The sequence below is a fragment of the Hominifimenecus sp. rT4P-3 genome (genome assembly GCF_051055405.1).
Lineage (GTDB): Bacteria > Bacillota > Clostridia > Lachnospirales > Lachnospiraceae > Pseudolachnospira.
In genome coordinates this window covers 2757081-2781549 of sequence record NZ_CP167068.1, presented here as the reverse complement: position 1 = coordinate 2781549, position 24469 = coordinate 2757081, and the positions used below count along the sequence as shown (strand labels likewise).

Annotated in this window: 23 protein-coding genes; 22 read left to right on the top strand and 1 reads right to left on the bottom strand. The window is 51.2% G+C overall.

What is annotated here, in order from left to right; translation table 11 throughout:
* The first annotated feature begins 12 nt into the window (after nt 1–12).
* The 12 genes from fabK to ACCC71_RS12735 all read left to right on the top strand — a co-directional run bounded on the left by fabK (nt 13) and on the right by ACCC71_RS12735 (nt 12673).
* Entirely contained in the window at nt 13–954 is a 942-nt protein-coding gene (gene fabK, locus ACCC71_RS12790; protein WP_434310013.1) for an enoyl-[acyl-carrier-protein] reductase FabK, read from the top strand.
* Entirely contained in the window at nt 942–1853 is a 912-nt protein-coding gene (gene fabD / locus ACCC71_RS12785) for an ACP S-malonyltransferase (RefSeq protein WP_434310012.1), read from the top strand. Before fabK ends, fabD begins: the two co-directional genes overlap by 13 nt.
* A 24-nt stretch (nt 1854–1877) precedes the next feature.
* Entirely contained in the window at nt 1878–2618 is a 741-nt protein-coding gene (gene fabG, locus ACCC71_RS12780) for a 3-oxoacyl-[acyl-carrier-protein] reductase (protein ID WP_434311860.1), read from the top strand.
* Nucleotides 2619–2629: 11 nt separating this feature from the next.
* Nucleotides 2630–3862: a beta-ketoacyl-ACP synthase II gene (fabF, locus tag ACCC71_RS12775; RefSeq protein ID WP_434310011.1), complete on the top strand. Its 1233-nt coding sequence runs from the start codon at nt 2630–2632 to the stop codon at nt 3860–3862.
* 10 nt (nt 3863–3872) lie between these two features.
* Nucleotides 3873–4337, top strand: a complete 465-nt coding sequence (gene accB / locus ACCC71_RS12770; protein WP_434310010.1) for an acetyl-CoA carboxylase biotin carboxyl carrier protein — start codon at nt 3873–3875, stop codon at nt 4335–4337.
* A gap of 9 nt (nt 4338–4346) precedes the next feature.
* On the top strand, nt 4347–4772 hold the full coding sequence (gene fabZ / locus ACCC71_RS12765; RefSeq protein ID WP_434310009.1) for a 3-hydroxyacyl-ACP dehydratase FabZ: 426 nt from the start codon (nt 4347–4349) through the stop codon (nt 4770–4772).
* Nucleotides 4773–4826: 54 nt separating this feature from the next.
* Entirely contained in the window at nt 4827–6182 is a 1356-nt protein-coding gene (locus tag ACCC71_RS12760) for an acetyl-CoA carboxylase biotin carboxylase subunit (RefSeq protein ID WP_434310008.1), read from the top strand.
* A complete protein-coding gene (gene accD, locus ACCC71_RS12755; RefSeq protein ID WP_434310007.1) occupies nt 6176–7864 on the top strand; it encodes an acetyl-CoA carboxylase, carboxyltransferase subunit beta in 1689 nt (562 codons plus the stop codon). Before ACCC71_RS12760 ends, accD begins: the two co-directional genes overlap by 7 nt.
* Nucleotides 7865–7882: 18 nt before the next feature.
* Nucleotides 7883–8935, top strand: coding sequence for an NAD(P)H-dependent flavin oxidoreductase (locus ACCC71_RS12750; protein WP_434310006.1), 1053 nt, complete (start codon nt 7883–7885; stop codon nt 8933–8935).
* Between the two features lie 78 nt (nt 8936–9013).
* On the top strand, nt 9014–9481 hold the full coding sequence (locus ACCC71_RS12745) for a MarR family winged helix-turn-helix transcriptional regulator (protein WP_434310005.1): 468 nt from the start codon (nt 9014–9016) through the stop codon (nt 9479–9481).
* A gap of 169 nt (nt 9482–9650) precedes the next feature.
* Nucleotides 9651–11168, top strand: coding sequence for a carboxylesterase/lipase family protein (locus ACCC71_RS12740; protein WP_434310004.1), 1518 nt, complete (start codon nt 9651–9653; stop codon nt 11166–11168).
* Nucleotides 11169–11287: 119 nt separating this feature from the next.
* Nucleotides 11288–12673 carry an MATE family efflux transporter gene (locus ACCC71_RS12735; protein WP_434310003.1) on the top strand — a complete coding sequence of 462 codons (1386 nt, stop codon included), beginning with the start codon at nt 11288–11290 and terminating at the stop codon, nt 12671–12673.
* Nucleotides 12674–12960: 287 nt separating this feature from the next.
* Here the strand turns inward: ACCC71_RS12735 and ACCC71_RS12730 are convergent, their stop codons facing one another.
* Nucleotides 12961–13296 carry a hypothetical protein gene (locus ACCC71_RS12730; protein WP_434310002.1) on the bottom strand — a complete coding sequence of 112 codons (336 nt, stop codon included), beginning with the start codon at nt 13294–13296 and terminating at the stop codon, nt 12961–12963.
* 425 nt (nt 13297–13721) lie between these two features.
* Here ACCC71_RS12730 and ACCC71_RS12725 point away from each other — a divergent pair, with 425 nt between their 5' ends.
* From ACCC71_RS12725 to ACCC71_RS12680, 10 genes are all read left to right on the top strand, one after another.
* Nucleotides 13722–14837 (top strand): tyrosine-type recombinase/integrase, encoded by a 1116-nt coding sequence (locus tag ACCC71_RS12725; protein ID WP_434310001.1) that lies wholly within the window; start codon nt 13722–13724, stop codon nt 14835–14837.
* Nucleotides 14838–15140: 303 nt separating this feature from the next.
* The gene (locus tag ACCC71_RS12720; RefSeq protein ID WP_434310000.1) at nt 15141–15707 is read left to right on the top strand and encodes a signal peptidase I; all 567 of its coding nucleotides are present in this window, start codon (nt 15141–15143) and stop codon (nt 15705–15707) included.
* Nucleotides 15708–15746: 39 nt separating this feature from the next.
* Complete coding sequence (locus tag ACCC71_RS12715; RefSeq protein ID WP_434309999.1) at nt 15747–16355, top strand: SipW-dependent-type signal peptide-containing protein; 609 nt, start codon at nt 15747–15749, stop codon at nt 16353–16355.
* A 50-nt stretch (nt 16356–16405) separates the two neighbouring features.
* On the top strand, nt 16406–16972 hold the full coding sequence (locus ACCC71_RS12710; RefSeq protein ID WP_434309998.1) for a hypothetical protein: 567 nt from the start codon (nt 16406–16408) through the stop codon (nt 16970–16972).
* A 12-nt stretch (nt 16973–16984) separates the two neighbouring features.
* Complete coding sequence (locus ACCC71_RS12705) at nt 16985–19561, top strand: vWA domain-containing protein (protein ID WP_434309997.1); 2577 nt, start codon at nt 16985–16987, stop codon at nt 19559–19561.
* Between the two features lie 17 nt (nt 19562–19578).
* Nucleotides 19579–20175 (top strand): hypothetical protein, encoded by a 597-nt coding sequence (locus ACCC71_RS12700; RefSeq protein WP_434309996.1) that lies wholly within the window; start codon nt 19579–19581, stop codon nt 20173–20175.
* 12 nt (nt 20176–20187) lie between these two features.
* Nucleotides 20188–21387 (top strand): Cna B-type domain-containing protein, encoded by a 1200-nt coding sequence (locus tag ACCC71_RS12695; protein WP_434309995.1) that lies wholly within the window; start codon nt 20188–20190, stop codon nt 21385–21387.
* A complete protein-coding gene (locus ACCC71_RS12690) occupies nt 21380–21997 on the top strand; it encodes a sortase (protein ID WP_434309994.1) in 618 nt (205 codons plus the stop codon). Before ACCC71_RS12695 ends, ACCC71_RS12690 begins: the two co-directional genes overlap by 8 nt.
* 449 nt (nt 21998–22446) lie before the next feature.
* The gene (locus ACCC71_RS12685; RefSeq protein WP_434309993.1) at nt 22447–23508 is read left to right on the top strand and encodes an ABC transporter substrate-binding protein; all 1062 of its coding nucleotides are present in this window, start codon (nt 22447–22449) and stop codon (nt 23506–23508) included.
* Between the two features lie 17 nt (nt 23509–23525).
* A complete protein-coding gene (locus tag ACCC71_RS12680; protein ID WP_434309992.1) occupies nt 23526–24467 on the top strand; it encodes an L-lactate dehydrogenase in 942 nt (313 codons plus the stop codon).
* Nucleotides 24468–24469: the final 2 nt, after the last annotated feature.

Below are 24469 nucleotides of genomic sequence, written 5' to 3'. Positions count from 1 at the left end.
AAGGCGGAAGCCATGAAGACAAGAGTAAGCGAGCTTTTAGGAACAAAATATCCGATTATCCAGGGCGGAATGGCCTGGATTGCGGAGCACCATCTGGCCGCGGCGGTCTCAGAGGCAGGCGGTCTTGGACTGATCGGAGCCGCCAATGCGCCCGCCGAGGTGGTGCGTCAGGAAATTCGTAAAGTACGGGAGAGAACCGAAAAGCCTTTTGGCGTGAATATCATGCTTCTCAGCCCCTACGCAGATGAAGTGGCCCAGGTGGTCTGGGAAGAGAAAGTGCCGGTTGTCACGACTGGGGCCGGGAATCCGGAAAAGTACATGGAGACGTGGAAAAGCGCTGGAATCCGGGTGATTCCTGTCGTAGCGTCCGTGGCTTTGGCGCGCCGGATGGAGCGGTATGGCGCAGACGCCGTTGTGGCGGAAGGCTGCGAGGCGGGAGGTCACATCGGAGAACAGACCACCATGACGCTTCTTCCCCAGGTGGTAGACGCGGTGGAAATTCCGGTGATCGGAGCCGGCGGCGTCGGAGATGGCAGAGGAATGGCGGCCATGTTTTTGCTGGGCGCGGAAGGCGTCCAGATTGGAACACGGTTCGTGGTTTCCGACGAGGCGGTGGTCCATGAAAATTATAAAAACCGAATTGTCGATGCAAAAGATATCGACAGCGTGGTAACGGGACGCAGCCACGGCCATCCGGTCCGCACGCTGCGGAATCAAAATACGAGAGAATATTTGGAACTGGAAAAGGAAGGCGCTCCCTTTGAAGAACTGGAAAAGCTGACCCTTGGCTCCCTGCGCCGCGCGGTGCAGGAAGGCGACGTAAAAAATGGCAGCGTGATGGCAGGCCAGATTGCGGGCTTGATTCGAAAACGCCAGTCCTGCGCGGAAATCATCCAGGAATTGGTAAGCGAGACGAAGACCCTGTTAAAAGGAGCGGAGCGATGGGAAGAATAGCGTTTCTTTTCCCAGGTCAGGGCGCTCAAAAAGTGGGAATGGCCCAGGACTTTTATGAGAAATGTCCGTTGGTTCGGGAGACCTTTGAGGCAGCCACCAGGCAGTTAGGCTTTTCGATGGAGGAACTTTGCTTTACGCCCAATGACCGGCTGGATTTGACGGAATACACCCAGGCGGCCTTGCTGACCGCCTGCGTATCGATCTTGCGAGAAGTGGAAAGCCGGGGGATTCGGGCAGACGTGGCGGCAGGACTCAGCCTTGGGGAATACAGCGCGCTGGTTGCCTGCGGCGTGATGGGATTTGAAGACGCGGTATCCGTGGTTCGCCGGCGGGGGATTTTGATGCAGGAGGCGGTTCCTGCCGGTCAGGGCGGTATGGCCGCTGTGATGGGCCTCGCAAATGAGACCATCGAGGACGTGCTGAGAGACCGAAAAGACGTACAGATTGCAAATTATAACTGTCCAGGTCAGACCGTCATTTCCGGAAAGCTGGCCGCTGTGGAAGAAGCCGGGGCGGCTTTAAAAGCGGCTGGGGCAAAGCGGGTGGTTCCCCTCAATGTCAGCGGTCCTTTTCATTCGGCGATGCTTCAGGAGGCCGGAGAAAAATTAGGCGAGACCCTGGAGCCAGTTGTCTTGGCGGAGCCGAGGATCCCCTATATTACCAATGTGACGGCGGAATATGTGACTCAGAGCAAAGAGGTGAAAGACCTGCTGAAATGTCAGGTCAGCCATGGGGTGCGCTGGCAGCAGACCATGGAGCGGATGCTGGCGGACGGTATCGATACTTTTGTGGAAATCGGACCGGGGCGGACGCTGACCGGCTTTCTTCGGAAAATGACAAAGGAAGCCAAGTGGTACAATGTGGAGACCTTGGAGCAGCTGGAAGCGTTGGAAATATAAAAAACTGGCATAAGGAGGCGGATCATATTGGAAAATCGAGTGGCGGTGGTTACCGGTGGGGCAAAAGGCATCGGCAGAGCAATTGCGCTGGCTTTGGCAGCGGAGGGCGCGTTGGTGATTGTCAATTATCGCGGATCGAAGGATCAGGCCCAGGAAACTGTGCGTCAGATTGAGGCGGCGGGCGGAAAAGCGGAAGCTGTTTCCTGCGATGTGGCGGACGGCGCGGCGGTAGAAGCATGTTTTGCCGATCTTCTGGCCCGTTATGGGAGAATCGATATTTTGGTTAACAATGCAGGTATCACAAAGGACGGCCTGCTGATGCGTATGGGCGAAGAAGAGTGGGACTCCGTTTTGAACGCCAATCTAAAAGGGGCGTTTCACTGCTGCAAATGGGCGGCAAAAGCGATGCTCAAGCAGAGAAGCGGCCGTATCATCAATATTTCATCAGTTTCCGGCGTGATGGGAAATGCCGGCCAGGCCAATTACAGCGCTTCCAAAGCAGGGCTGATCGGATTGACCAAGTCCGTGGCCAGGGAAGTGGCGTCCCGCGGGATTACGGTCAATGCCGTGGCGCCGGGCTTTGTCGATACCGATATGACGGCAGGGCTGCCTGCGCGGGTGCGGGAAGCGGCGTCTTCCCAGATTCCGCTGGGGCATTTTGGACGTCCGGAGGATATTGCGGCGGCCGTTGCCTTTTTGGCCTCGGAGAAGGCCGGTTATATCACCGGTCAGGTGCTCTGTGTGGACGGCGGGATGGCCATGTAAAGGAGAATGATATGAGACGAGTGGCAGTGACCGGGCTGGGGGCGATTACCCCGGTGGGAAACAGTGTAGAAGAATTCTGGGAATCCTTAAAGAAAGGAATTGTGGGAATCGGAGCGATTACCAAATTTGATACGGAAGATTATAAAGTTAAACTGGCGGCGGAAGTGAAGAATTTTGACGCTGGAGAATATATGGACAAAAAGACGGCGAGGCGGATGGAAGCATTTTGTCAGTATGCCGTGGCGGCAGCGAAGGAAGCCGTGGAGGACGCCGGGCTTGATATGGAGAAGGAAGATCCTTTTCGAGTCGGCATCAGTATCGGTTCTGGGATCGGCAGCCTGCAAGCCATTGAGCGGGAGTACCAACGGCTGTTGTCCGGCGGGCCCCGGCGGGTGAATCCCATGCTGGTCCCCATGATGATCAGCAATATGGCGGCGGGCAATGTCAGCATCCAGTTCGGCATGAAGGGCAAGTGTATCAATGTGGTGACGGCCTGCGCCACGGGAACCCATTCCATCGGCGAGGCATTCCGCAGTATCCAGTGCGGGGAGGCCGACGTGATGCTGGCCGGAGGGACGGAGAGCGCCATTACCTCCCTGGGAGTATCGGGGTTTACGGCTCTGACCGCCTTGACCACCAGCACTGACCCGCTGCGGGCGTCCATTCCTTTTGACAAAGAGCGGAGCGGCTTTGTGATGGGAGAGGGCTCTGGCGTCGTGGTGCTGGAAGAGCTGGAACATGCGAAGGCCAGAGGGGCCAGGATTTACGCGGAACTTTCCGGGTATGGGGCCACCAGCGACGCTTACCATATTACCTCCCCAGCGGAAGACGGGAGCGGGGCCGCCAAAGCCATGGAATTGGCGATGGCGGAGGCGGAGGTGACACCGGAGCAGGTGGATTATATCAATGCCCACGGCACCAGCACCCACCACAATGATTTGTTTGAGACGCGGGCCATTCATAAAGCGTTTGGCAGCGCCGCGGGGAAGCTTTTGGTCAGCTCCACCAAATCCATGGTAGGGCATCTACTGGGCGCCGCGGGAGGCGTGGAGTTTATTGCCTGTGTGAAGACCATCGAAGATGGCTTTGTCCATCCCACGGCAGGTTATCAGCTGCCGGATGAAGAATGTGACTTGAACTATGTAAAGGAAGGCATTTCAAAAAATATCAACTGCTGTCTGAGCAATTCCTTAGGGTTTGGCGGACACAATGCGACGCTTTGTTTAAAGAAATACGAGGATTAGGAGGCTTGCCATGGAACACGAACAGATTTTACAGTTGATGGAGGCCATGGCGAACTCTTCTCTCAGCGAGTTGGAATACAGCGAGAAAGAGACGCGTCTGGTACTGAAAAAGGCGAATCCGGGGATGGTTCCAGCTGCCGCCATCCAGGAGAGCGGCCCGGCGGAACGATGCCTGGTGCCTGCCGCCGAGTGTGGGCCGACGGAACGCTTTCCTTCTGTGGTACCGGATGGCATGGAGGCGGAACATATTGTGAAGTCTCCTTTGGTGGGGACGTTTTACAGCACTCCCAGCGAGGACGCGGAGCCATTTGTCCGTGTAGGCGACGCGGTGAAAAAAGGGCAGGTGCTGGGTATTATTGAGACCATGAAACTGATGAATGAAATCGAATGTGAGGCGGATGGCATCGTGACTGCGATCCTGGTGGAAAACGAGCAGGTGGTCGAATACGGCCAGCCCCTTTTCCGCATTCGGTGAGGAGGAGATATGTCGTTAGGGATCAAGGAGATCGAAGCGATTATTCCCCACCGCCATCCTTTTTTGCTGCTGGATCGGTTGGAAGAGCTGACGCCAGGCGAGCGGGCGGTGGGGATAAAAAACGTGACCTACCGGGAGGATTTTTTTGCCGGCCATTTTCCGGAGGAGCCGGTGATGCCGGGTGTACTGGTGGTGGAGGCGTTGGCTCAGGTTGGCGCGGCGATCATTTTGAGCATGGAAGAAAATAAAGGGAAGACGGCTTTCTTCGGCGGTCTGGATAAGGTGAAATTCCGGCGAAAGGTAGTTCCGGGCGATACGCTTCGCCTTACCTGTGAGATTATCCGGAAAAAAGGACCGGTGGGCATCGGCCGTGGGACGGCTACGGTGGATGGGCAGATGGCGGTAACCGCAGAAATGACCTTTATTGTGCAGTGATTTTTGGCCCTGCCGAGGGTGTGAGCAGGAAAGAAAGTCCAGAGGGGGAATCAAATGTTTCAGAAGATCTTGATAGCGAATCGAGGCGAAATTGCCGTGCGTATCATTCAGGCTTGCCGGGAAATGGGGATTTCCACGGTGGCCGTCTATTCCGAAGCGGATCGTGAGGCGCTTCACACGATTTTGGCTGATGAAGCCGTCTGTATCGGCCCGGCCTCTCCGGGAGAAAGTTACCTGAATCGGGAACGGATTTTAAGCGCGGCAATCGCGGTGGGAGCCGATGCGCTTCATCCAGGATTTGGTTTTTTGTCAGAGAATAGTAAATTTGCGGAAATGTGCGAGAGATGCCGGATTCGTTTTATTGGCCCCAAAAGTTCTGTCATTGCCCGCATGGGAAATAAAGCGGAGGCACGCAATACCATGATCACCGCGGGTATACCGGTGGTGCCGGGAACAAAAGAACCGGTTTTTACGGAAAAAGAGGGCCTGATGGCGGCGGAGAAGATCGGCTATCCGGTGATGATCAAGGCGGCTGCCGGCGGCGGTGGACGCGGGATGCGCGTAGCCGAGTCAAAAGAGGAATTTACCGCCCAGTTTTTGACAGCGCAGCGGGAAGCGGAAAAAGGCTTTTCGGATAAAACCATGTATCTGGAACGTTTTGTAAAGAATCCCCGTCATGTGGAATTTCAGATTTTGGCGGATTCCTATGGAAATGTGATTCACCTGGGCGAGAGAGATTGTTCGGTACAGCGCCGTCATCAAAAAATGGTAGAAGAGGCTCCAAGCCCGGCCCTGACAGAATCACTGCGGGAGGCCATGGGACGGACCGCGGTGGAGGCGGCAAAAGCCGCCGGATATGAAAATGCGGGTACAGTGGAATTTCTTCTGGATGAAGAGGGCCATTTTTATTTTATGGAAATGAATACCAGGATCCAGGTGGAGCATCCGGTGACCGAGGCTGTGACCGGCCTGGATTTGGTGAAGGAGCAGATTCGGATCGCGGCAGGGGAACGGCTGCGGTTTGGGCAGGAGGAGATCCGGCTGACCGGTCATGCGTTGGAGTGCCGGATCAACGCGGAAGATCCAGAGAAAAATTTTAAACCCTGTCCGGGAATCATTTCGGATATTCATCTGCCGGGTGGAAATGGCGTCCGGGTGGATACAGCTGTCTACAATGGATACCAGATTCCGCCTTACTATGATTCCATGATTGCAAAGATTATCGTTCACGGAGAAGACCGAGAGGAAGCCATCCGAAAGATGGAGAGGGCTTTGGATGAGCTAGTGCTGGAAGGGGTAGAGACGACCCAGGAATACCAGCTAAAAATCATTGGGCATCCGGTTTTTCAGGAAGGAAAGCAGGATACCTCCTTTATTGAGAAATATTTTGAGGATAACAGCCTATGTTAAAAGATCTGTGGGGGAAAAAGCCAGCGGCTTTAAGGGCAAAAAAGAGCCGCCGTGAAACGGAAGAGACAGAACTGCTGCAGGGGCTTTGGACAAAATGCGGGATCTGCGGCAATATGGTTTACAAAGACGAGGTGCGCGCAAATTCCTATATTTGCCCCAAATGCCATGGGTATTTCCGGCTGAAAGCACATCAGCGTCTGCGGATGATTGCCGACAAGGGAAGTTTTGAATCCTGGGATGGGCAAATCGAAGAACAAGACCCGCTGGATTTTCCCGGCTATCGGGAGAAACTTCAGCAGATGAGAGAGACCACCGGACTGACGGAAGCAGTGATGACCGGCCGGGTGAAGATCGGCGGGCATTCCGCCGTGATTGGGATTTGCGACGCCAGATTTCTGATGGGAAGCATGGGTTCTGTGGTGGGAGAACGGATTACCCAGGCGGTGGAACGGGCCACCAGGGAGCGGCTGCCGTTGATTTTGTTCTGCTGTTCCGGAGGAGCCAGAATGCAGGAGGGAATCGTCTCTTTGATGCAGATGGCGAAAACATCGGCGGCTTTAAAGAGGCACAGCGACGCGGGACTTCTCTATATCAGCGTATTGACAGATCCGACGACCGGCGGTGTGACGGCAAGTTTTGCTATGCTTGGCGATATCATCCTGGCGGAGCCAGGCGCGTTAATTGGGTTTGCCGGTCCGCGGGTGATCGAGCAGACCATCAAACAGAAACTACCGGAAGGGTTTCAGCGGTCGGAATTTTTATTGGAACATGGCTTTTTGGACGCCATTGTGGAGCGGGCAAATCTAAAGGAAACGCTGGGAAGGCTGCTTGCTCTCCACAAAGAAGGGGAATGGGAGGATGCGGCGGAACCTTTTCTGCCGAAAAAAAGGCGAAGGGCAAAGATTACCGCCTGGGAAGTGGTGGAGCGGTCCCGCCAGGCGGAGCGTTTAAATGCGCTGGATTATATCGAGGGTGTGTTTTCGGACTTCTTTGAGCTGCACGGGGACCGTTACTGCCGGGACGATGGCGCGGTTGTCGGGGGCATTGCTCTATTTCAGGGGATTCCGGTGACGGTGATCGGACAGCAAAAGGGAAAAAATCTGAAAGAAAATCTCAATCGGAATTTTGGAATGCCATCCCCGGATGGGTACCGGAAGGCCTTGCGTCTGATGAAACAGGCAGAAAAATTTCACCGTCCGGTGATTTGCCTGGTGGATACTCCCGGCGCGTTTTGCGGTTTGGAAGCGGAGGAACGAGGGCAGGGACGGGCGATTGCAGAAAATTTGTTTGAGCTTGCTTCCCTAAAAACCCCAGTGCTTTCCATCGTGATTGGGGAAGGGGGCAGCGGCGGCGCCCTGGCGCTTGCCTTGGCCGACGAGGTCTGGATGATGGAAAATGCGGTTTATTCGGTGTTGTCTCCGGAAGGCTTTGCGTCGATTCTCTGGAAAGACAGCAAGCGGGCCAGCGAGGCGGCTGAGGTGATGAAGATGACTGCGGAGGATTTGAAGGAACTTGGCGTCATCGAGAAAATTTTGCCGGAAGAGATTCCCGCTTGCGAGGAAAATAAGGGGATTTTGTGCGGCCTGTTTCGTGTAGAAATTCGGGATTTTCTGCATAGATATCAGGAATTTTCTCTGGAGGAATTGGTGGAACGCCGTTATCAGCGTTTCCGGGCCCTGTAGGCCGAAGGGAGAAAAAATATGCAGCCATTACAGATTGGAGATCGAATGGCAAGACTGCCGCTGATTCAAGGTGGTATGGGAGTCGGAATCAGCCTGTCCGGCCTGTCGGGAGCCGTCGCGAAAGAGGGGGGAGTCGGGCTGATTTCGACGGCGCAGATTGGATGGCGGGAGCCGGATTTTGACCAAAATCCCATTGCGGCCAATCTTCGAGCCCTGGCGAAAGAATTTCGGAAGGCGCGGCGGATGGCGCCGGAGGGGATTCTTGGGTTTAATATTATGGTAGCGACCAAACGTTATGGAGAGTACGTGAAAGCGGCAGCGGCAGCGGGGGCGGATTTGATTGTTTCCGGCGCCGGTCTTCCTGTGGATTTGCCGAAATTTGCCGCTGGTTTTTCCACAAAGCTGGCGCCGATCGTTTCTTCCTCTAAGGCGGCTGCCCTGATCTGTAAGCTTTGGGATAGGCGCTATCAGACTGCACCCGATCTGGTCGTGGTGGAAGGGCCGGAAGCCGGAGGTCACTTGGGATTTTCCGAGGAAGAAGCAAAAAGCCTGACAAAACGTGCCTTTGAAGAGGAAATTAAACGAATTATCGAGACCGTCCGCGGCTATGCTGGAAAATACCGGAAAAAGATACCAGTGGTGGTGGCTGGCGGGATTTATGGCAGAGAAGACGTACGTCATGCGTTGGTGGATTTGGGCGCGGACGGCGTTCAGGTTGGCACCCGCTTTGTGACGACGGAGGAATGCGACGCGCCGGACGCCTACAAAAAAGCCTATCTTCAGGCAAAGGAAGAAGATATTGTAATTACCAAAAGTCCGGTGGGAATGCCGGGAAGGGCCATTTTAAATTCCTTTTTAAAGCGTTCGGGAAAAAAGAAACCAGCCCTTTGCCATCAATGCTTGGAGCATTGCCGTCCGGCAGAGATTCCTTATTGCATTACCGATGCTTTGGTGAACGCGGCAAAGGGGCGGATGGACGACGCTTTGATTTTTTGCGGCGCCAACGCCTGGCGTTCGAAACGGATGGAAACGGTGCCGGAAGTGATGGCGGATCTGTTTCCGGAAGGGTAGGAAATGCCTTGCTTCCCAAGAAAAAACGTGCTATCATAGCCTAAGATACCCAGCTGGGACGAGGGAGGAGGGGATGTCATGGAAAACAGTTATCAGGCGTTGAACGATATTCTGGTCGTGCTTTTTAACGATATCATGGATATTGAACAGGATGCGATCATCACCGGCGAATTCCGAGACATCACCAACAACGATATGCACATTATCGAGGCGGTCGGTATGGATGAGCCGCAGAATATGTCCTCGATTGCAAAAAAGCTGTCCGTGACCATGGGAACTCTGACGATCTCGATGAATAATCTGGTGAAAAAAGGCTACGTGGTCCGCCAGAGAAGCGAGGAGGACCGAAGAGTGGTCTATATTCTTTTGACGGAGAAGGGCGTTCGGGCGTATCGTCATCATGAAGTGTTCCATCATGAGATGATCGAGGCGGTCGTAAAGAATCTGGATGGAGAAGAGAAGGGGATCTTAATCAAATCTCTGGTAAGGCTGAAAAAGTTTTTTTTGGATTACAAAAAGAAGCATGAAGGAAAAGAATCGCGTTAAATACTGAGATACCGCCGTATGGGAAACAAATTCCCTACGGCGGTTTTCAAATTTTTAAAAAAATGCCACACTTTAAAAAAACTGGCAATGGAAGCTGCCTTAGCGGTGTGATATCATGAAAAGGAAAACAAGGTTTGGCGTTCGAGTGCCTGGAAATGGAGGAGGAAATATGGCATTATTGCAAGTAAAAACGGAAAATGGCATCGTGGAAGGCTTGCCTGCTGGAAATCAGGCGGTCAGTGTCTTTAAGGGAATCCCTTTTGCAAAGCCCCCGATTGGAGAGCTGCGCTGGAAAGCCCCCCAGCCGGTAGAAAATTGGGAGGGCGTCTATCCGGCCTATCGCTTTAGCGATATCTGCCCGCAGCCGCGTTTTGCGTCGGAAGGCGGAAATACTTTGGCGGCCAGTGAATTTTATGTGGTGGAATACCCGTTAAACGAGGACTGTTTATATTTGAATGTTTGGACTCCGGCCAAATCAGCGGATGAGAAATTGCCGGTGGCGGTCTATATCCATGGCGGTGGATTTGAGACTGGATATGGTTATCTGAATGCCTACGATGGAGAGGGATTTGCCAAGCGTGGCATTGTGATGGTAACTTTGAACTATCGTTTGAATGCATTCGGTTTTCTGGCTCATCCGGATCTTGCAGCGGAAGATCCGCATGGTTCCACGGGAAATTATGGCACCTTAGATCAGGCGGCGGCCTTAAAGTGGGTAAAGAGAAACATTGCCGCTTTTGGCGGAGCTCCGGATAACATGACGATTTTTGGCCAGTCTGCCGGTGGATTCAGCGTTCAAAATATGTGTGCGTGCCCGTTGGTAGCGGGAGATTTTAAGCGTGCGATTATGCAAAGCGGCGGCGGCCTGGCGCGGGGCGGCGTGCTGGAACACAAATCCCTGACAGACGCGGAAGAAGAAGGAAAGCGGTTCTTCCAGCTTTTGGGAGTTTCCACGGTAGGGGAAGCGCGTAAAGTGGATGCCCAGACCATCGTAGATACCTATCAGCAGTTTAAAAAAGAATCTTTTGAAAAGCCGTTTTCTCCGTGTATCGACGGCTATGCGTTGACCGAACCGCTGGCTCAGTATTTCCTTTCCGGCAAGCATCCGGAACTGGAGACCATGGTCGGCTGTACGGCGGACGAGATGCGCCATAAAGGGGCTCCGGCTCCGGCAGAGGACGTGATAAAGAGAGTCGCCGAGACATATCGGGAGGATAAAGAGGAATATTTGAACGTGGTTCGTCCGGAAGATCCCGCTTACTGCGCGCAGTTCTTTGAGAATCGGATGGGAGACGACATGCTGGCAGGAGATATTGCTTGGTGTGAAAATCAGGCGAAGCTGGGAAGAAAACCGGCCTACGCTTACTATTTCACCTATGTGCCGCCCGGAGCGGAAGCGACCGGCGCGCATCATTCGGTGGAACACCACTTTGTATTCCAGACCTTGCTGCGTTCGAATCGCCCTTATACGGGATTTGACTTTGATCTTTCCAACGAGTTGGCGGATTGCTGGGCGAACTTTATCAAGACGGGCAATCCGAATCCACAGGGAAGCGATACCTGGAAGCCTTATACGGCGGAAGCGCCGGAGTTCCTTGAGATTGGGAAGGAGAGAAAGATGATTCCTGCTCCGGGAAATGAGGCGGTTCAGTTTATGGTGAAGCACAGTTTGAAGAAAATGGATTAAGAAGGAAAAATCCGGGGACCGTCGGGAACCCGGATTTTTTTCATTAGAAACCATAGATTATTGGGGAGACTAGTGTATAATAAAGGCAGGATGATACGGGAGAGAAAGGAGCCGGAGCTGTGGCGATCGGGAAAATATATCAAAAGAAAAAAAATCGGTTTCCGGCCGACGCTATGTTTTCTCAAAAAGCATTGATGGCGTTGATCTTCCCGCTGATGATCGAGCAGCTTTTAAATTCTTTGATGGGGACAGCGGATACGATGATGGTCAGCAATGTCAGTCCTGCGGCGATTTCCGCCGCTTCGCTGGTCGATTCGATCAATAGTCTGGTTCTCATGGTCTTTTCCGCTATGGCGGTGGGCGGCACGGTGATTTGCTCTCAGTATCTGGGACGCAGAGACGAAAAAAAGGCGAACGAATCGGCCAGGCAGGTGCTGTTAGCTACTCTTGCCATTTCCCTTGGAATTACCGTATTTTGCGTGGGACTTCGGACTCCGCTGCTGCGCTTGATCTTTGGCAGCGTGGAGGAGGCTGTGATGGCCGACTCTCTCGTCTATTTTTTCTATACTGGCTTATCTTATCCCTTTATTGCCCTGTACAGCACAGCGGCCGCGATTTATCGTTCGGAGGGAAATTCCCGTTTGCCCATGACGGTCTCTGTGATTTCCAATGTGCTGAACATCATAGGAAATGCCCTCTTGATCTTTGGCTTTCGGATGGGAATCGCCGGAGCGGCCATCGCGACCCTTGGTTCACGGGTATTTTCTGCGGTGGTGATGTTAGCTTTTCTGCGCAGACCGGGCCGGAAAGTGGTTGTTCGGGATTGCAGGGCAATTCGGCCGAATTTTGCGATGATTGGAACAATTTTGGCAATTGCTGTTCCCAACGGCATTGAAAATGGAATGTTTCAGTTTGGCAAATTGGCCATTCAGTCCACCCTATCCACCCTGGGTACGACTGCTCTGGCGGCTCAGGCGATGACTCAGGCTTTGGAGTATGTCAGCAGTACCGCCGCCCTGGGAATTGGACTGGCGTTGGTTACGGTAGTGGGACAGTGTATCGGCGCCGGACGGATGGAAGAAGCGGAGTTTTACATAAAGAAATTGACAGGATATGCAGAAATTGTGGTGCTCATTAGTGGCGTAACTTTGGGGATAGCAGTAAAGGGGATCACAACGTTGGCAGGAATGGAAGCAGAAAGTGCGGAGCTTTGCGGCCGTCTAATTTGGCTGATCTGCTTTGTCAAGTGTTTTACATGGGCTGTGGCCGTTATTCCTGCTTACGGAATGCGGGCTGCCGGAGACGTCCGTTTTGCCATGATCGTCAGCACTTGTTCTATGTGGCTGTGCCGAGTTAGCCTGAGCATTTTTCTTGTGAAGGTAGTGGGGATGGGAATTGTGGCCATGTGGATTGGCATGTTTTGCGACTGGACGATCCGAGCCGTGATTTTTCTTTTCCGGTTTCAAAGCGGAAAGTGGAAAAGCAAACAGGTGCTAAATGATTAAAGTGTCTTTCCGCTCCTCTACGGAGTCCGGTACCAAAAGACCTCGCACGAAAAGCTGCCGGAATATTTTGTAGAGTTTCGGGGCAAGTACTTCTAGGATTTCGGTAATTTGTGAAAAGCACTCACAAAAATAAGAAACTCGCTGCGCTCAAACAGTCTTATTTTTGCTCGTAAGACAAATTCCCGAAATCGAAGAAGTACTAATGCCCCTGCAAATACAAAATATTCCGGCAGCTTTTCGTGCGAGGTCTTTTGGTACTGAAATCCGTAGGGGAGCGAAAGGGGGATTTACGTATCTTCTTCTGTGACTTCCGATAGGATTTGAAGGGTATTGGGATCGATTGTCACAAGGGTTTTCCTGTCCCAGCTTTGGTGAAAGGCAGCGACGACGCGTTGATTTTTATATTCTAGATTTTTGGGATATTCCTTACCATCGAAAGGGTATGCAAAGAGCTGCTGTCTGGTATTGGCATCAAGAGCTACCAGACGGGTATGTTTTTCCAGTACATAGTCGACGCAGCAAAAACCGGCGTCGTCTTCCTCCCAATATTCTTCCCAGGCAAACAGGCAGGGGCCTGCGGAGATTTCATCGACAAGTTTTGGGGTTCTTCTATTTTCGGCCATGATAGGATTCCTTTCTTTTTCTTCTTTTTAGTCTACTATATTTTTCTGATTCCATCAATGGGACACAGCATCATCAAGTCATGAATCATTTCAAGAATATGAAACACGCCATAGCAAGTTCCCGTAAGGGGCATTCGCTATGGCGTGATTTTATTTGAAAAATTTCGTGGAGTTTGTCACTCCGCGAGTCTGTTACATTCGTTTTATGCGAAGATATTATAACACACATGATCGGTAAAATCAATAGATCGTACTAAAATTGGGATAAAAACTCTATCTTAATTCCCCAAATGTGAATTTTGCATATGTGATTCCATCAAGGAAGGCAGGATTTTTTCCTTTGCGCAGTCAATTGGGCAGTCAGGGCAGCGCTTTTCTATCGAGTAAAATAGAGCTGTTTAAAATGTATGAGGAGGTCAACAAAATTGGCAAAAGGAGAAAATATTTTTAAGCGAAAGGATGGCCGCTGGGAGGCCCGGTATATCAAGGGATACGAGGTATCTGGAAAAATTAAATACGGATTTTGCTACGGAAGGACCTACCGGGAGGCAAAAGAGAAGGTGACAAAATGTAAAGCTGCCTTGGCGAACGGGGCTCCCCTGGTCACTTCCAACTCTCGCCATCGGTTTTCCTTCTACTGCGACGAATGGTTACGGTTGCGCAAGCCAAGGATTAAGGAGGCTACCTATATCAAATATAACACCATCTTAGAGCGGCATATCAAACCGAAACTAGGTGTGTGCTTTCCTCTAGGGTTTACGACGGCTCTTATTGACGAGTTTACCAGAGAATTACTTTTTGAGGGTGAATTGGCGCCTAAGACGGTCCATGATATTTTGGTTGTTTTACATGGGATTTTGAAATATATGGTGGGGGTGTTTCCTGGTACATTCCCTGCAGTCGAGGTGAACTATCCCAAGGTAGGAAAAAAAGAAATGCGTGTTTTATCCCGTGAAGAGCAGAAACGGTTTATGGAATACCTGATGAAAGATATGGACGAATGCAAATTTGGAGTTCTTCTGGCTCTTTTTACCGGTATGCGTATTGGGGAACTTTGCGCGCTGCGCTGGGAGAATATTTCTTTGACAGAAAGGGCTATCCGTATTGCGGCGACTTTGCAAAGGCTAAAAGATACAGAGGCAGTGGGAAGTACGAAGACTAGGATTGTGGTCGGCACGCCCAAAAGCGATACTTCCGTACGTCTCATCCCCATGACGGATTTTGCATTTGAGCTTTGTGAACGGATGAACCCTAAAAGCACGGCGGCATACGTTTTGACTGGGACAAAGGAATATATGGAACCGAGGACGCTGCAATACCGTATGGAGAAATACACCCATGACTGCGAATTGGAGGGTATCCACTGCCACACCCTTCGCCATACATTTGCCACGAGAGCAATTGAGGTTGGATTTGAGATCAAATCTTTATCTGAGATTCTGGGACATGCCACAACGGCAATCACATTGGATCGTTATGTGCATTCCTCCATGGAGCTAAAACGGGATAACATGAACAAGTTGACAGCAGCAGGGTTATAATCTGCGCAGTCATACTTTGGTGTCATGATAGGTGAAATCATTCCAAAGAACAATCAAATGTTGCTTTATTTTTGCCGGTTTAGTAGAGTGACAAACTCCACGATATCGCCTGGTGGACTATGGCAAATGATCCGTTTGGGGGCTGGTTGGCTTACGATCTTTCCGATACGCCATTGAGCAAGAAGTATTTTACCTGCCTCTGGCAATAGGATTTCCAAATTTGCGGAAGATATGCCGGCAAAACGCACATACTGTCCCAGCTTAGGCGAAGCCATGCGAAAAAGAAGGGAAATATTCAGGCCAATGAGCAAGACGGTGAAAAGAATATGGAATGGGTTCACTTTCATTTTAGTTGGCGCGGCAGTAATATTGGCGCTTTTGCTGGCAGGAGCGAGATTGATCGGCCTGCAAGTGTTCACCGTCCTTTCCGGCTCGATGGAGCCGACCTACCAGATTGGGGCGCTGATCTATGTGAAAAACGTAGACCCAATGGAATTGCGCAGCGGTGATGTGATTACTTTTTTGCTGGACGAGGATACCGTTGCTACTCACCGTATCGTGGAGGTGGTGCCAGATAAAATAGACGCATCTGTGGTTCGTTTCTGTACCAAAGGCGATGCGAATGAAGCGGAAGACGGTTCCCTGGTTCCCTGCCAAAATATAATTGGCACACCGGTGTTTACCATTCCCAAGCTGGGCTATGTGGCCAATTATATTCAGAACCCTCCAGGTGTCTATGTGGCAATTTCTGCAGGGGCGTTTCTGTTTCTGCTGGCCTTTCTGCCGGACCTGTTTTCCTCCAAGGGCAAAGGAGAGAAGAACAAGAAGGGGAGATCGGAGGAGAAGGGCTCCCCAAAACATGAAGGGTAATGCCGCAAGGCTCCTAATATATATAAGGAGGTTTTCATCATGAAAACAAAAAGTAAAGCGCTGCTATTGACGTTCTGTGCGGTATTGCTAACCGCCGCCTCTGTACTGGGAACAATGGCCTATCTGACCTCTCAGGACAGTGCAACGAACACATTCACAGTGGGCTCTGTAGCCATCACGTTGGATGAGCAGGACGTGGACAACAGCACGGAAGGCAAGGATCGTGACCAGGCCAACGCTTATCATCTGGTACCAGGCCACGAGTATACCAAGGATCCCATCATTCATGTGAATGCTGCCAGTGAAGACTGCTATGTGTTCGTAAAGGTTGAGAACGGTATCTCTGCTTATGAAGCAGCTGCGGAAGGCGGATACAAGCCTATCTCTGCCCAGATCCTTGCCAATGGCTGGACCGCGCTGGATGGCGTTGCCAATGTGTACTACAAAGAGTATGCCAAGGAACAGGCGGATAAAGATCTGGAGGTCTTTGAGAATTTTAAAATCTCCGATGCAGCCAATACGGTGAACGGATGGAGTGATATCAATGCGGAGAATACCCAGATTACCATCCATGGCTATGCAGTGCAGAAGGATGGATTTGACACTGCCAAGGCCGCATGGGACGCTGCTTTTGGCGTATCTGCATAATATATTTCATTGCGATGGAAATATAAATCTACCCTAGTGAGGTGAAGCCAATGAAAAGCAGACTGTTTGCAGCAGCCGTGATTATGTCATGCCTGTCCCTGCTGGTTTATGGGACAACGGCATTTTTCACGGCGGAAGACACCGCCCACAATGTGATCACATCGGGCGGGATTGAGATTGAATTACGGGAATGGGCGGATGAAGAAAAGACGACTCTGTTCCCAGAAAATGGCGTCAGCGGCGTCATGCCCGGCACAGCGGTCACCAAGATCGTTGAGGCAAAAAACACTGGCTCTAGTGCGGCCTGGGTGCGTGTCAGCGTGGAAAAGGCAATCATGTTCTCAGACGGTGTCGAAGGGGACGTAGATTTGGACCTGATCGCGCTGGATTTTGACGAGACTCGATGGACTTTGGGAGAGGACGGTTACTATTATTATCAGGAGGCCCTGGCTCCCGGTGCGGTGACAGGACCTTTGTTTACCGCAGTCAGCTTTGATTCCAGCGTGGGTAACCTCTACCAGAATAGTACCGTTACGGTAGACGTAACAGTCTATGCTGTCCAGACCGCCAACAATGGAGCTACGGCCCTGAAAGCCCAGGGCTGGCCAGAAGAATAAGGAGATGGCAAGATGAAAAAAAGAAGAATGATATGTTTATTGCTGAGCCTTGCCCTCCTGCTTGGTATGGCCATCACAAGAACATGGACAGTTTCTGCAGAGGAACCCATGGAGGAACGAGCAACTGTGGTATTTACAGACGCCGGTCCCTTTTTTCCGCCAGTAGACGTAGTTTCGGAAAAGCGCCTGATGCGCGCGCCAGCAGCTGCCGGGGAAACCGTGGACAATGGTTTGGAATTAAGCAAGACGGCAGCTGCCAATGCGGACGGTTCCTATACCATCCGCATGGAAGCTTATACAACCGGCACCGTTACCACCTCGACCAAGACGACGCCAGTCGATATTGTGTTAGTGCTTGACCAATCCGGCTCCATGGCGTACGGCTTTGACGGCGAATCGACAAGCCAGAATGCAGATCGCCGTCAGTATGCGATGAAACAGGCGGTAAATAACTTTATTGACGCGGTTGCCGGTAAATATTCCGCAGAAGCAGATCATCGTATGAGCATTGTCACCTTTGGCTCTGCGGCGTCTACTCTGCGGGGCTGGACCAATGTGGATGAAAATGGAAAAACGACATTAAAGAGCGGAATCAACGGCCTTCCCAATTCTCCAAGCGGTGCGACCAATGTTGCCGCTGGCATGGAGCGGGCGGAAAACTTGATGGGCAGCGGCTACCGATACACCGGCTCAAATACCAAGCGGCAAAAGGTTGTCATTGTCTTTACCGACGGCGTTCCCACAACCCAATCAGACTTTAACACCACAGTTGCCACCAATGCAATCGCCAGCGGCAAGAACTTGAAGGACGATGGAACAACCGTCTATACGGTTGGGATCTTCAATGGCGCAAACCCCAATGAGCTTTATGGAGAAAAGTGGGATTACACCATTTATTCGGATATCCCGTGCACCGGCGCAGTCGGAAGCTATTGGGGAGGTTCGTGGTTGAGTTCGCTGATTGGAACGAATGATTTTGATGGGATCGACATTGCGGCGGGAAACCGTTTTTTGAACTATCTTTCCTCAAACTCCTCCGATGCCACGGCAATCGGCTTGAGTCGTGGAAGTTTTAATCCAGGCAACCGTTTTGGCGGTGACGGTACTGGGTATCAAATTACGGAGAATTTTACAAAGTCCGCGGCCAATTACTACTTAACCGCCAGCGACAGCACTTCCCTGAACAACATTTTCCAGACCATCAGCGACAATATCCAGACGGCCAATATCGACCTTGGCAGCCAGACTGTGGTCAAAGACACGGTCAGCCCATATTTTGATCTTCCGGCAGATCCTTCAGAGATCAACCTGTACACCGCAGAGGCCAGGAGCGACGGTACCTTTGCGGATGCAGTTCCGGCCAGCGGAGTGAGTGCGGCAATCAGCAATAGCACGGTATCGGTCACTGGTTTTGATTACAATGCAAACTTTGTATCTGATACGGTCAAGGAGGATGGCACATATGGCAGGAAACTGATCATAGAGTTTGCGGTAACACCCAAGTCCGGCTTTATTGGCGGCAATGATGTCCCAACTAACGAGTGGGAAAACAGCGCAGTCTATGATAAAGACGACAATAAAGTGGAGCAGTTTGCAGATGCAGGCACTACCCCGACGGTTAATGTCCCTATTCAAAAACCAGCTTTTACCGTTTCTGACAGGACAATCTACGAGGGGAATTCCGTTGCAGTCAGTGATCTTTACAAGCTCCCCGATACGACGGGGTGGCAGTATGACTTTGTTAGCGTGAATGTATCTGGTGTCGACAGTGAGACTGTTTCTGCTAGGGACTGTACGGACTACAGCATTCACGTGACCTATGCGCCCAAGACAAATGGCGAAAATTCCGCCGGTACGGTCAATTCTATGGCAGGCACGTCCACAAAGCAAACGGTATCTGTCCATGTGCTCAAGCCTGCTGTGACAGCAACGGTCCATGATGTGGAAAAATACTATGGCGAAACCTATGAACTCGGCGCAGATACAGGTGGATCCATTCAGCTTGATTGGATGGATAAAACCAGCGGCCACATCGACATTCCGGATGCAGATGGCGAGCCGCCCTATACCGAAACGGCCTTGAGGTTCGCTTATACATCCGGTGGCTTTACCGGTATGGTTCCCAAACACGACTTTGATGTGGCCGTCCAAATTAAGAAAGACGGCGTTGTCATGGAAGATGCGGTGATTACTACAATTTGCGAGATGGCAGGAAACGATTGCACGTCGCCTGATACAGATGGAAACTATACCGTTCATGTCAACACTTGTGAGCTTACTGTCACCAAATCCGGCGGAGTTACCGGAGAACCTTATGTGTTTGCGGTCTATAAAGGTGACGTGAAGTATTCGGAAATCACCATGGTAGGCAACGGCAGCGAGAGCCTTTATGAGCTGCCAGTCGGTTCTTATACCATTCAAGAGGATGCCGGATGGAGTTGGCGTTATATCACTGACAATGGAAACGCAGCGCTGCTTACAAACACAAACCCAGCAGGCTCCATTGTCTGCACCAACAGCGTGAACAATTCCTATTGGCTCAATGGATTCAGCCAGGTAGTTAAAAACATCTTCGGTGTGGATTACTAAGAAAGGAGGGGTGGAATATGTACCAAGAGAAACGTTTATCCAATGGCAGTCCAAGACGCAGAAGTAGACGAAAAACGCGTAAAAGCGGCATGTTACTAATCTCCCTCCTGCTTCTTGTTCTGCTTACAATCGGCGGTACGGCAGCCTACCTTTTGGCCCATACGGAGCCGGTTGTAAATCAATTCACACCGTCTCACGTAAGCTGCACTGTGACGGAGGACTTTAACGGCACGAGAAAATCCAATGTCAATGTTACCAACACAGGCGACACGGAAGCATACATCCGGGTGAAACTGGTGACGTATCGTGTCAACGATGAGCTCCAACACATCGGAGGTATGGCTGAAATTCCGGACTTTACGTTGGGTACCGGCTGGGTAAAATATGGTGATTATTACTACTATACCTTGCCAGTTGAGGCTGGGCAATCTCCGGAGTATCCTCTTATTGACACATCCGGCATCACATTGACTGGCGTTTATGACGACGCTGACGGCGGGAAGCAGGTCATGGAAGTGATCGCGGAAGCGATCCAGAGCAGCCCGGCAAGGGCGGCCGGGACAGCGTGGGGCGTCAGCATTTCCGAGGGCAGTATATCTGCCTACGGACATTAAGGAGGTGCGGATATGAAACATTTTGTAAAACGGCTCTCCGCACTTTTTATGGCTATGATACTGGTCATGGGAGTTTCCGTTATTGCCTTTGCGGCGGATGCCAGCGTGACCTTTCGGAGTCTTGCGGAGGGATTTGAATTTCAGCCTGGCAGCAGATACACGGCGACGGACCTATTTGATCATTTTAAAAACGTCATGCCCGGTGATAAGCTGACGGAGAGTATCAAAATCAAAAATACCGCGGTGGACTGCGATTTTATCAGGCTTTACCTGCGGACAGCAGTTCATGATGAGCATGCGGAGGCCATGCAGGATTTTCTTTCGAAGCTGACGATGCGTATCTACAACGGGGCGGAACTGATTTATGAATCTTCCCCAGATCAGGCGGCCGCATTGGCGAACAATGTGTTCCTGGCAACGCTGCATTCGGGGGAAAGCTGTAACCTGAAAGTGGAACTGGATGTGCCAATCGAACTGGATAATAAGTACGCCAACCGCATCGGTGAAGTGGATTGGATCTTCTTGGCCGAGGGCATTGAGAACGAGAAGCTGACGGTACATAAAGTCTGGGATGACAACGGCTATCCCGATCGTCCGGATAGCGTTCAGGTACATTTGCTATGCAATGGAACCATTCATGAGACCGTGGAGTTAAACCAGGATAACCAGTGGACCTATACCTGGGACGGCTTGGATGACCGTTACCAGTGGACGGTGGAAGAGGAAGCGGTCAGCGGATATGAAAGCGCTTATAAGGCAGAAGGCAACACAGTATTCATCACCAACAGCCGGGATTATACTCCTCCTGTGAATCCGGAACCGAAACCTGAACCGGAAAATTTGACGGTGAAAAAGGTGTGGTCCGACGAAGAGAATAAAAACGGCCAGCGCCCAGACTGTATCACTGTCACTCTATATAATGGTGAGCAGGCGGTAGATAAGGGGATTCTAAGTGCAGGGAATAACTGGTCCTATACTTGGCATAACCTGGACGGCAGCGGTGACTGGAGTGTTCTGGAAACTGGTATTCCTAAGGGGTATACCCCCTCTTATCACACAAAGGAGGGCGTTGTTACCATTACAAATACAGCGTCCCTGATTCAAACCGGTCAAATGAGTTGGCCTATTCCGGTACTGGGCGGCCTTGGTTTTTCATTCATCGCCGTTGGCCTCTTTGTAATGTCCAGAAAGCGGAGAAAGAACTGTGCGTAAAAAAGCGGGACTTCTCTTGATAATTACAGGGACAGCGCTGCTTCTTTCCGCGCTGTCCTTGGTTCTTTATAACTGGTATGCGGATATACAGGCAGGGCGAAACGCTAAAAGCTTGCTTGCCGGAGTGCAGTCTATTATGGAGGAACGGAAGGCAGACAATACGGCTCTGCTGGAAATGGAGACGGCTATATCAGAATCCGTGGAGGCGCTTGATCCGGAATTGCCCGTTGTGGAATTGGAAGGCTATGCCTATGTGGGGACAATTTCCATTCCCACATTGGAACTGGAATTACCCGTCATGTCAGAGTGGGATTATGAAAGATTGCGAATTGCTCCATGCCGACAATTTGGTTCTTCCCGGACCGATGATCTTGTGATTGCGGCGCATAACTATAAAAATCACTTTGGCCTGCTGAAACAGCTTTCCGTGGGAGAAGCGGCAATTTTCACTGATATGGATGGCGTCATAAATGATTACGCCGTCGTCAAAACGGAGATTTTACAGCCTACGGATGTTAACACTGTGTACAACAGCGGACACGATCTGGTTTTGTATACCTGTACCAAGGGCGGTAAAAGCCGTGTTGTGGTTTTCTGTGATCGTGTATAAGCGTGAAAGCAATGTCTCTTTTGGGATTCGGGGAATGATGACTGACAATGAAAAAAATATGGAGCGATAGTTGACAAACGGAAAAACCGTGTGTATAATACATCATATCCAAAATAGAACACTTCAGAAACCATAGAGGCGGAGAAGGTATTGCAAAGAGCACTTACAGAGAGCGGGGAGGCTGAGAAACCGCAGAAAGCGTTGTACTACATGGGCCGCTGAGGGCAAGGGGAAAGGCACAGCCGAGTATCCGAGACGTATTGTCTGCGTTAAGGGCAGGGGGTGTATTGGCACTCCTGGTAGAGTGAATTCAAGACGAATTAAGTAAGGTGGTACCGCAGGTGATGAACTTGTCCTTATTCTGCATGAGCAGAATAGGGATTTTTTATTTTTAGGAAAGCGGCCAATACCGGACCTGAGGACACCTCATTTTGAAAAGGAGTAGAAAAATGAAGAGATGTAAATTGTTGGCATGTGGTATGAGCGTATTGATGGCGATGGGAATGCTGGCAGGCTGTGGAAGCGGAGACGATACCGCCACAACGGCAAGCGCAGCGGGAAAAACGGAGGCATCCGCTGCGGCGGCAGATACGGGGGCTGAAACTGCGGCGTCTGCCGGCGGAGAGGTTTATAAGATTGGAATTATTCAGCATATGGATCATCCTTCGTTGAATCAAATCTACGAGACCATTGTTGAGGAGCTAAAGCCTTTGGAAGAAGCGGGGAAGATCGAGATTGTTTACCAGAATGCCAGCGGCGATTCGACGATGCTTCCGACAATTGTGCAGGAGATGTTGACCGACGGCGTGAATATTCTGGTGCCGATCGCCACGCCGACGGCCCAGGTGGCAGCGTCAGCCACGAAAGATGTCCCGATTGTTTTTTCGGCAGTGAGCAACCCAGTGGAAGCGGGATTGGTAGAAGCCCTCGACAAAACGGATGGGAATATTACCGGCGTTTCCAATTCCATTCCGGTGGAAGATATCATCAAACTGGCGGCAGAATTGACGCCGGATGTAAAAACCTTTGGTATGGTCTATAATACCAGTGAAATCAACTCCGTGACCGGCATTGAAAAGGCAAAGGCTTACTGCGACGCCAATGGCCTGAAATATGAAGAAGCTACCGTGACAGGGACGGCTGATGTTCAGCAGGCGGCATCCTCTTTGGTGGGATCGGTGGACGCGTTCTTTACGCCCAATGATAATACGGTAGCATCAGCGATGGCCGCTTATCTGCAGGTGGCAAATGAGGCTGGAATTCCGATTTACGTGGGTGCGGATTCGATGGTCATCGACGGCGGATTGGCCACGGTCGGCATTGACTATACGGTATTGGGGAAGCAGACAGCCCAGATGGTGGAACGCTTGGTCAATGGCGAGACGATTGCGGAAAATCCGGTGGAACAGATTGCAGAATATGCAAAGATGATCAATGCGAAAACAGCGAAAGATCTGAATATTGAGTTGACGGATGCGATGAGATCCGAGTTTACGATCCTGGGCGAATAAGGCTGGAGGAAATGATGATGAGTAAAATTGTTATATTGGGGGCCGGTCATGTCGGCTCCCTGTGCGCTTTACAGTTGGCGGCGTCCGGAATCTGTGGGGAAATTGTCTTGATCGATATTGATGAGAAAAAAGCAGACAGCCAGGCAAAGGATGTGGCGGACGCTACCGCCTTTATGCGCCGCCCGGTTAACGTCCATGCCGGGACCTATCAGGACTGCGACGATGCAGATATTCTGGTGATCAGCGTTGGCGTGTCAAGAAAACCCGGTCAAACTAGGCTGGATATGTTGGGGGATACCATCGATATCATGAAAGATGTGGTGGGAAAGCTAAAACAGACGAAGTTTCATGGTATCATTATTTCCATCTCCAATCCTTGCGATATTGTGGTCAATTATACGAGAAAACATCTGGGCTATCCGGCGCAAAAGATTTTTGGCACAGGAACTTCCCTGGATACGGCGCGCCTTCGCCGTACCCTTCATGAGCTGACCGGAGTCGACATGCGCTCCATTCAGTGCTTTGCTATGGGAGAACATGGAGATTCTTCGATGGTGCCGCTTTCCCATGTGACATTGATGGGGAAGCCTTTGACCCAGCTGATGGAGGAGCATCCGGAAACCTATGGAAAGGCTCGCTTGGAAATCTTGGAGGAGCGGACGCACCAGATTGGGATGGAGATTGTGATTGGAAAAGGTTCCACGGAGTTTGGAATTGGGGCTGCCGTTGCGGAACTTTGCCAGTCAGTTCTCTACGACGAGCGGCGTGTATTTCCGGTTTCCGCCTACTTAAGCGGTGAATATGGAAAACGGGATTTCCATGCGGGAGTACCGGCAATTATCGGTAAGAACGGCGTGGAAGAGATTTTGACATTACAATTGACGGAAAGCGAGCAGGCTGCGTTCGATGCGTCCTGCGATGTGATTCAAAAACATAATGAGTTGGCGGAGGCCAGATAGGA

What these genes read in the sequence shown, in the direction of transcription:
- ACCC71_RS12705 (WP_434309997.1), top strand. Translation starts at nt 16,985, where the DNA reads ATGAAAAAAAGAAGAATGATATGTTTATTGCTGAGCCTTGCCCTCCTG.
- ACCC71_RS12745 (WP_434310005.1), top strand. Translation starts at nt 9,014, where the DNA reads ATGGAAAACAGTTATCAGGCGTTGAACGATATTCTGGTCGTGCTTTTT.
- fabD (WP_434310012.1), top strand. Translation starts at nt 942, where the DNA reads ATGGGAAGAATAGCGTTTCTTTTCCCAGGTCAGGGCGCTCAAAAAGTG.
- ACCC71_RS12715 (WP_434309999.1), top strand. Translation starts at nt 15,747, where the DNA reads ATGAAAACAAAAAGTAAAGCGCTGCTATTGACGTTCTGTGCGGTATTG.
- ACCC71_RS12750 (WP_434310006.1), top strand. Translation starts at nt 7,883, where the DNA reads ATGCAGCCATTACAGATTGGAGATCGAATGGCAAGACTGCCGCTGATT.
- accB (WP_434310010.1), top strand. Translation starts at nt 3,873, where the DNA reads ATGGAACACGAACAGATTTTACAGTTGATGGAGGCCATGGCGAACTCT.
- fabF (WP_434310011.1), top strand. Translation starts at nt 2,630, where the DNA reads ATGAGACGAGTGGCAGTGACCGGGCTGGGGGCGATTACCCCGGTGGGA.
- ACCC71_RS12720 (WP_434310000.1), top strand. Translation starts at nt 15,141, where the DNA reads ATGAGCAAGACGGTGAAAAGAATATGGAATGGGTTCACTTTCATTTTA.
- ACCC71_RS12680 (WP_434309992.1), top strand. Translation starts at nt 23,526, where the DNA reads ATGAGTAAAATTGTTATATTGGGGGCCGGTCATGTCGGCTCCCTGTGC.
- ACCC71_RS12695 (WP_434309995.1), top strand. Translation starts at nt 20,188, where the DNA reads ATGAAACATTTTGTAAAACGGCTCTCCGCACTTTTTATGGCTATGATA.
- ACCC71_RS12710 (WP_434309998.1), top strand. Translation starts at nt 16,406, where the DNA reads ATGAAAAGCAGACTGTTTGCAGCAGCCGTGATTATGTCATGCCTGTCC.
- accD (WP_434310007.1), top strand. Translation starts at nt 6,176, where the DNA reads ATGTTAAAAGATCTGTGGGGGAAAAAGCCAGCGGCTTTAAGGGCAAAA.
- ACCC71_RS12760 (WP_434310008.1), top strand. Translation starts at nt 4,827, where the DNA reads ATGTTTCAGAAGATCTTGATAGCGAATCGAGGCGAAATTGCCGTGCGT.
- fabK (WP_434310013.1), top strand. Translation starts at nt 13, where the DNA reads ATGAAGACAAGAGTAAGCGAGCTTTTAGGAACAAAATATCCGATTATC.
- ACCC71_RS12685 (WP_434309993.1), top strand. Translation starts at nt 22,447, where the DNA reads ATGAAGAGATGTAAATTGTTGGCATGTGGTATGAGCGTATTGATGGCG.
- ACCC71_RS12730 (WP_434310002.1), bottom strand. Translation starts at nt 13,296, where the DNA reads ATGGCCGAAAATAGAAGAACCCCAAAACTTGTCGATGAAATCTCCGCA.
- ACCC71_RS12700 (WP_434309996.1), top strand. Translation starts at nt 19,579, where the DNA reads ATGTACCAAGAGAAACGTTTATCCAATGGCAGTCCAAGACGCAGAAGT.
- fabZ (WP_434310009.1), top strand. Translation starts at nt 4,347, where the DNA reads ATGTCGTTAGGGATCAAGGAGATCGAAGCGATTATTCCCCACCGCCAT.
- ACCC71_RS12740 (WP_434310004.1), top strand. Translation starts at nt 9,651, where the DNA reads ATGGCATTATTGCAAGTAAAAACGGAAAATGGCATCGTGGAAGGCTTG.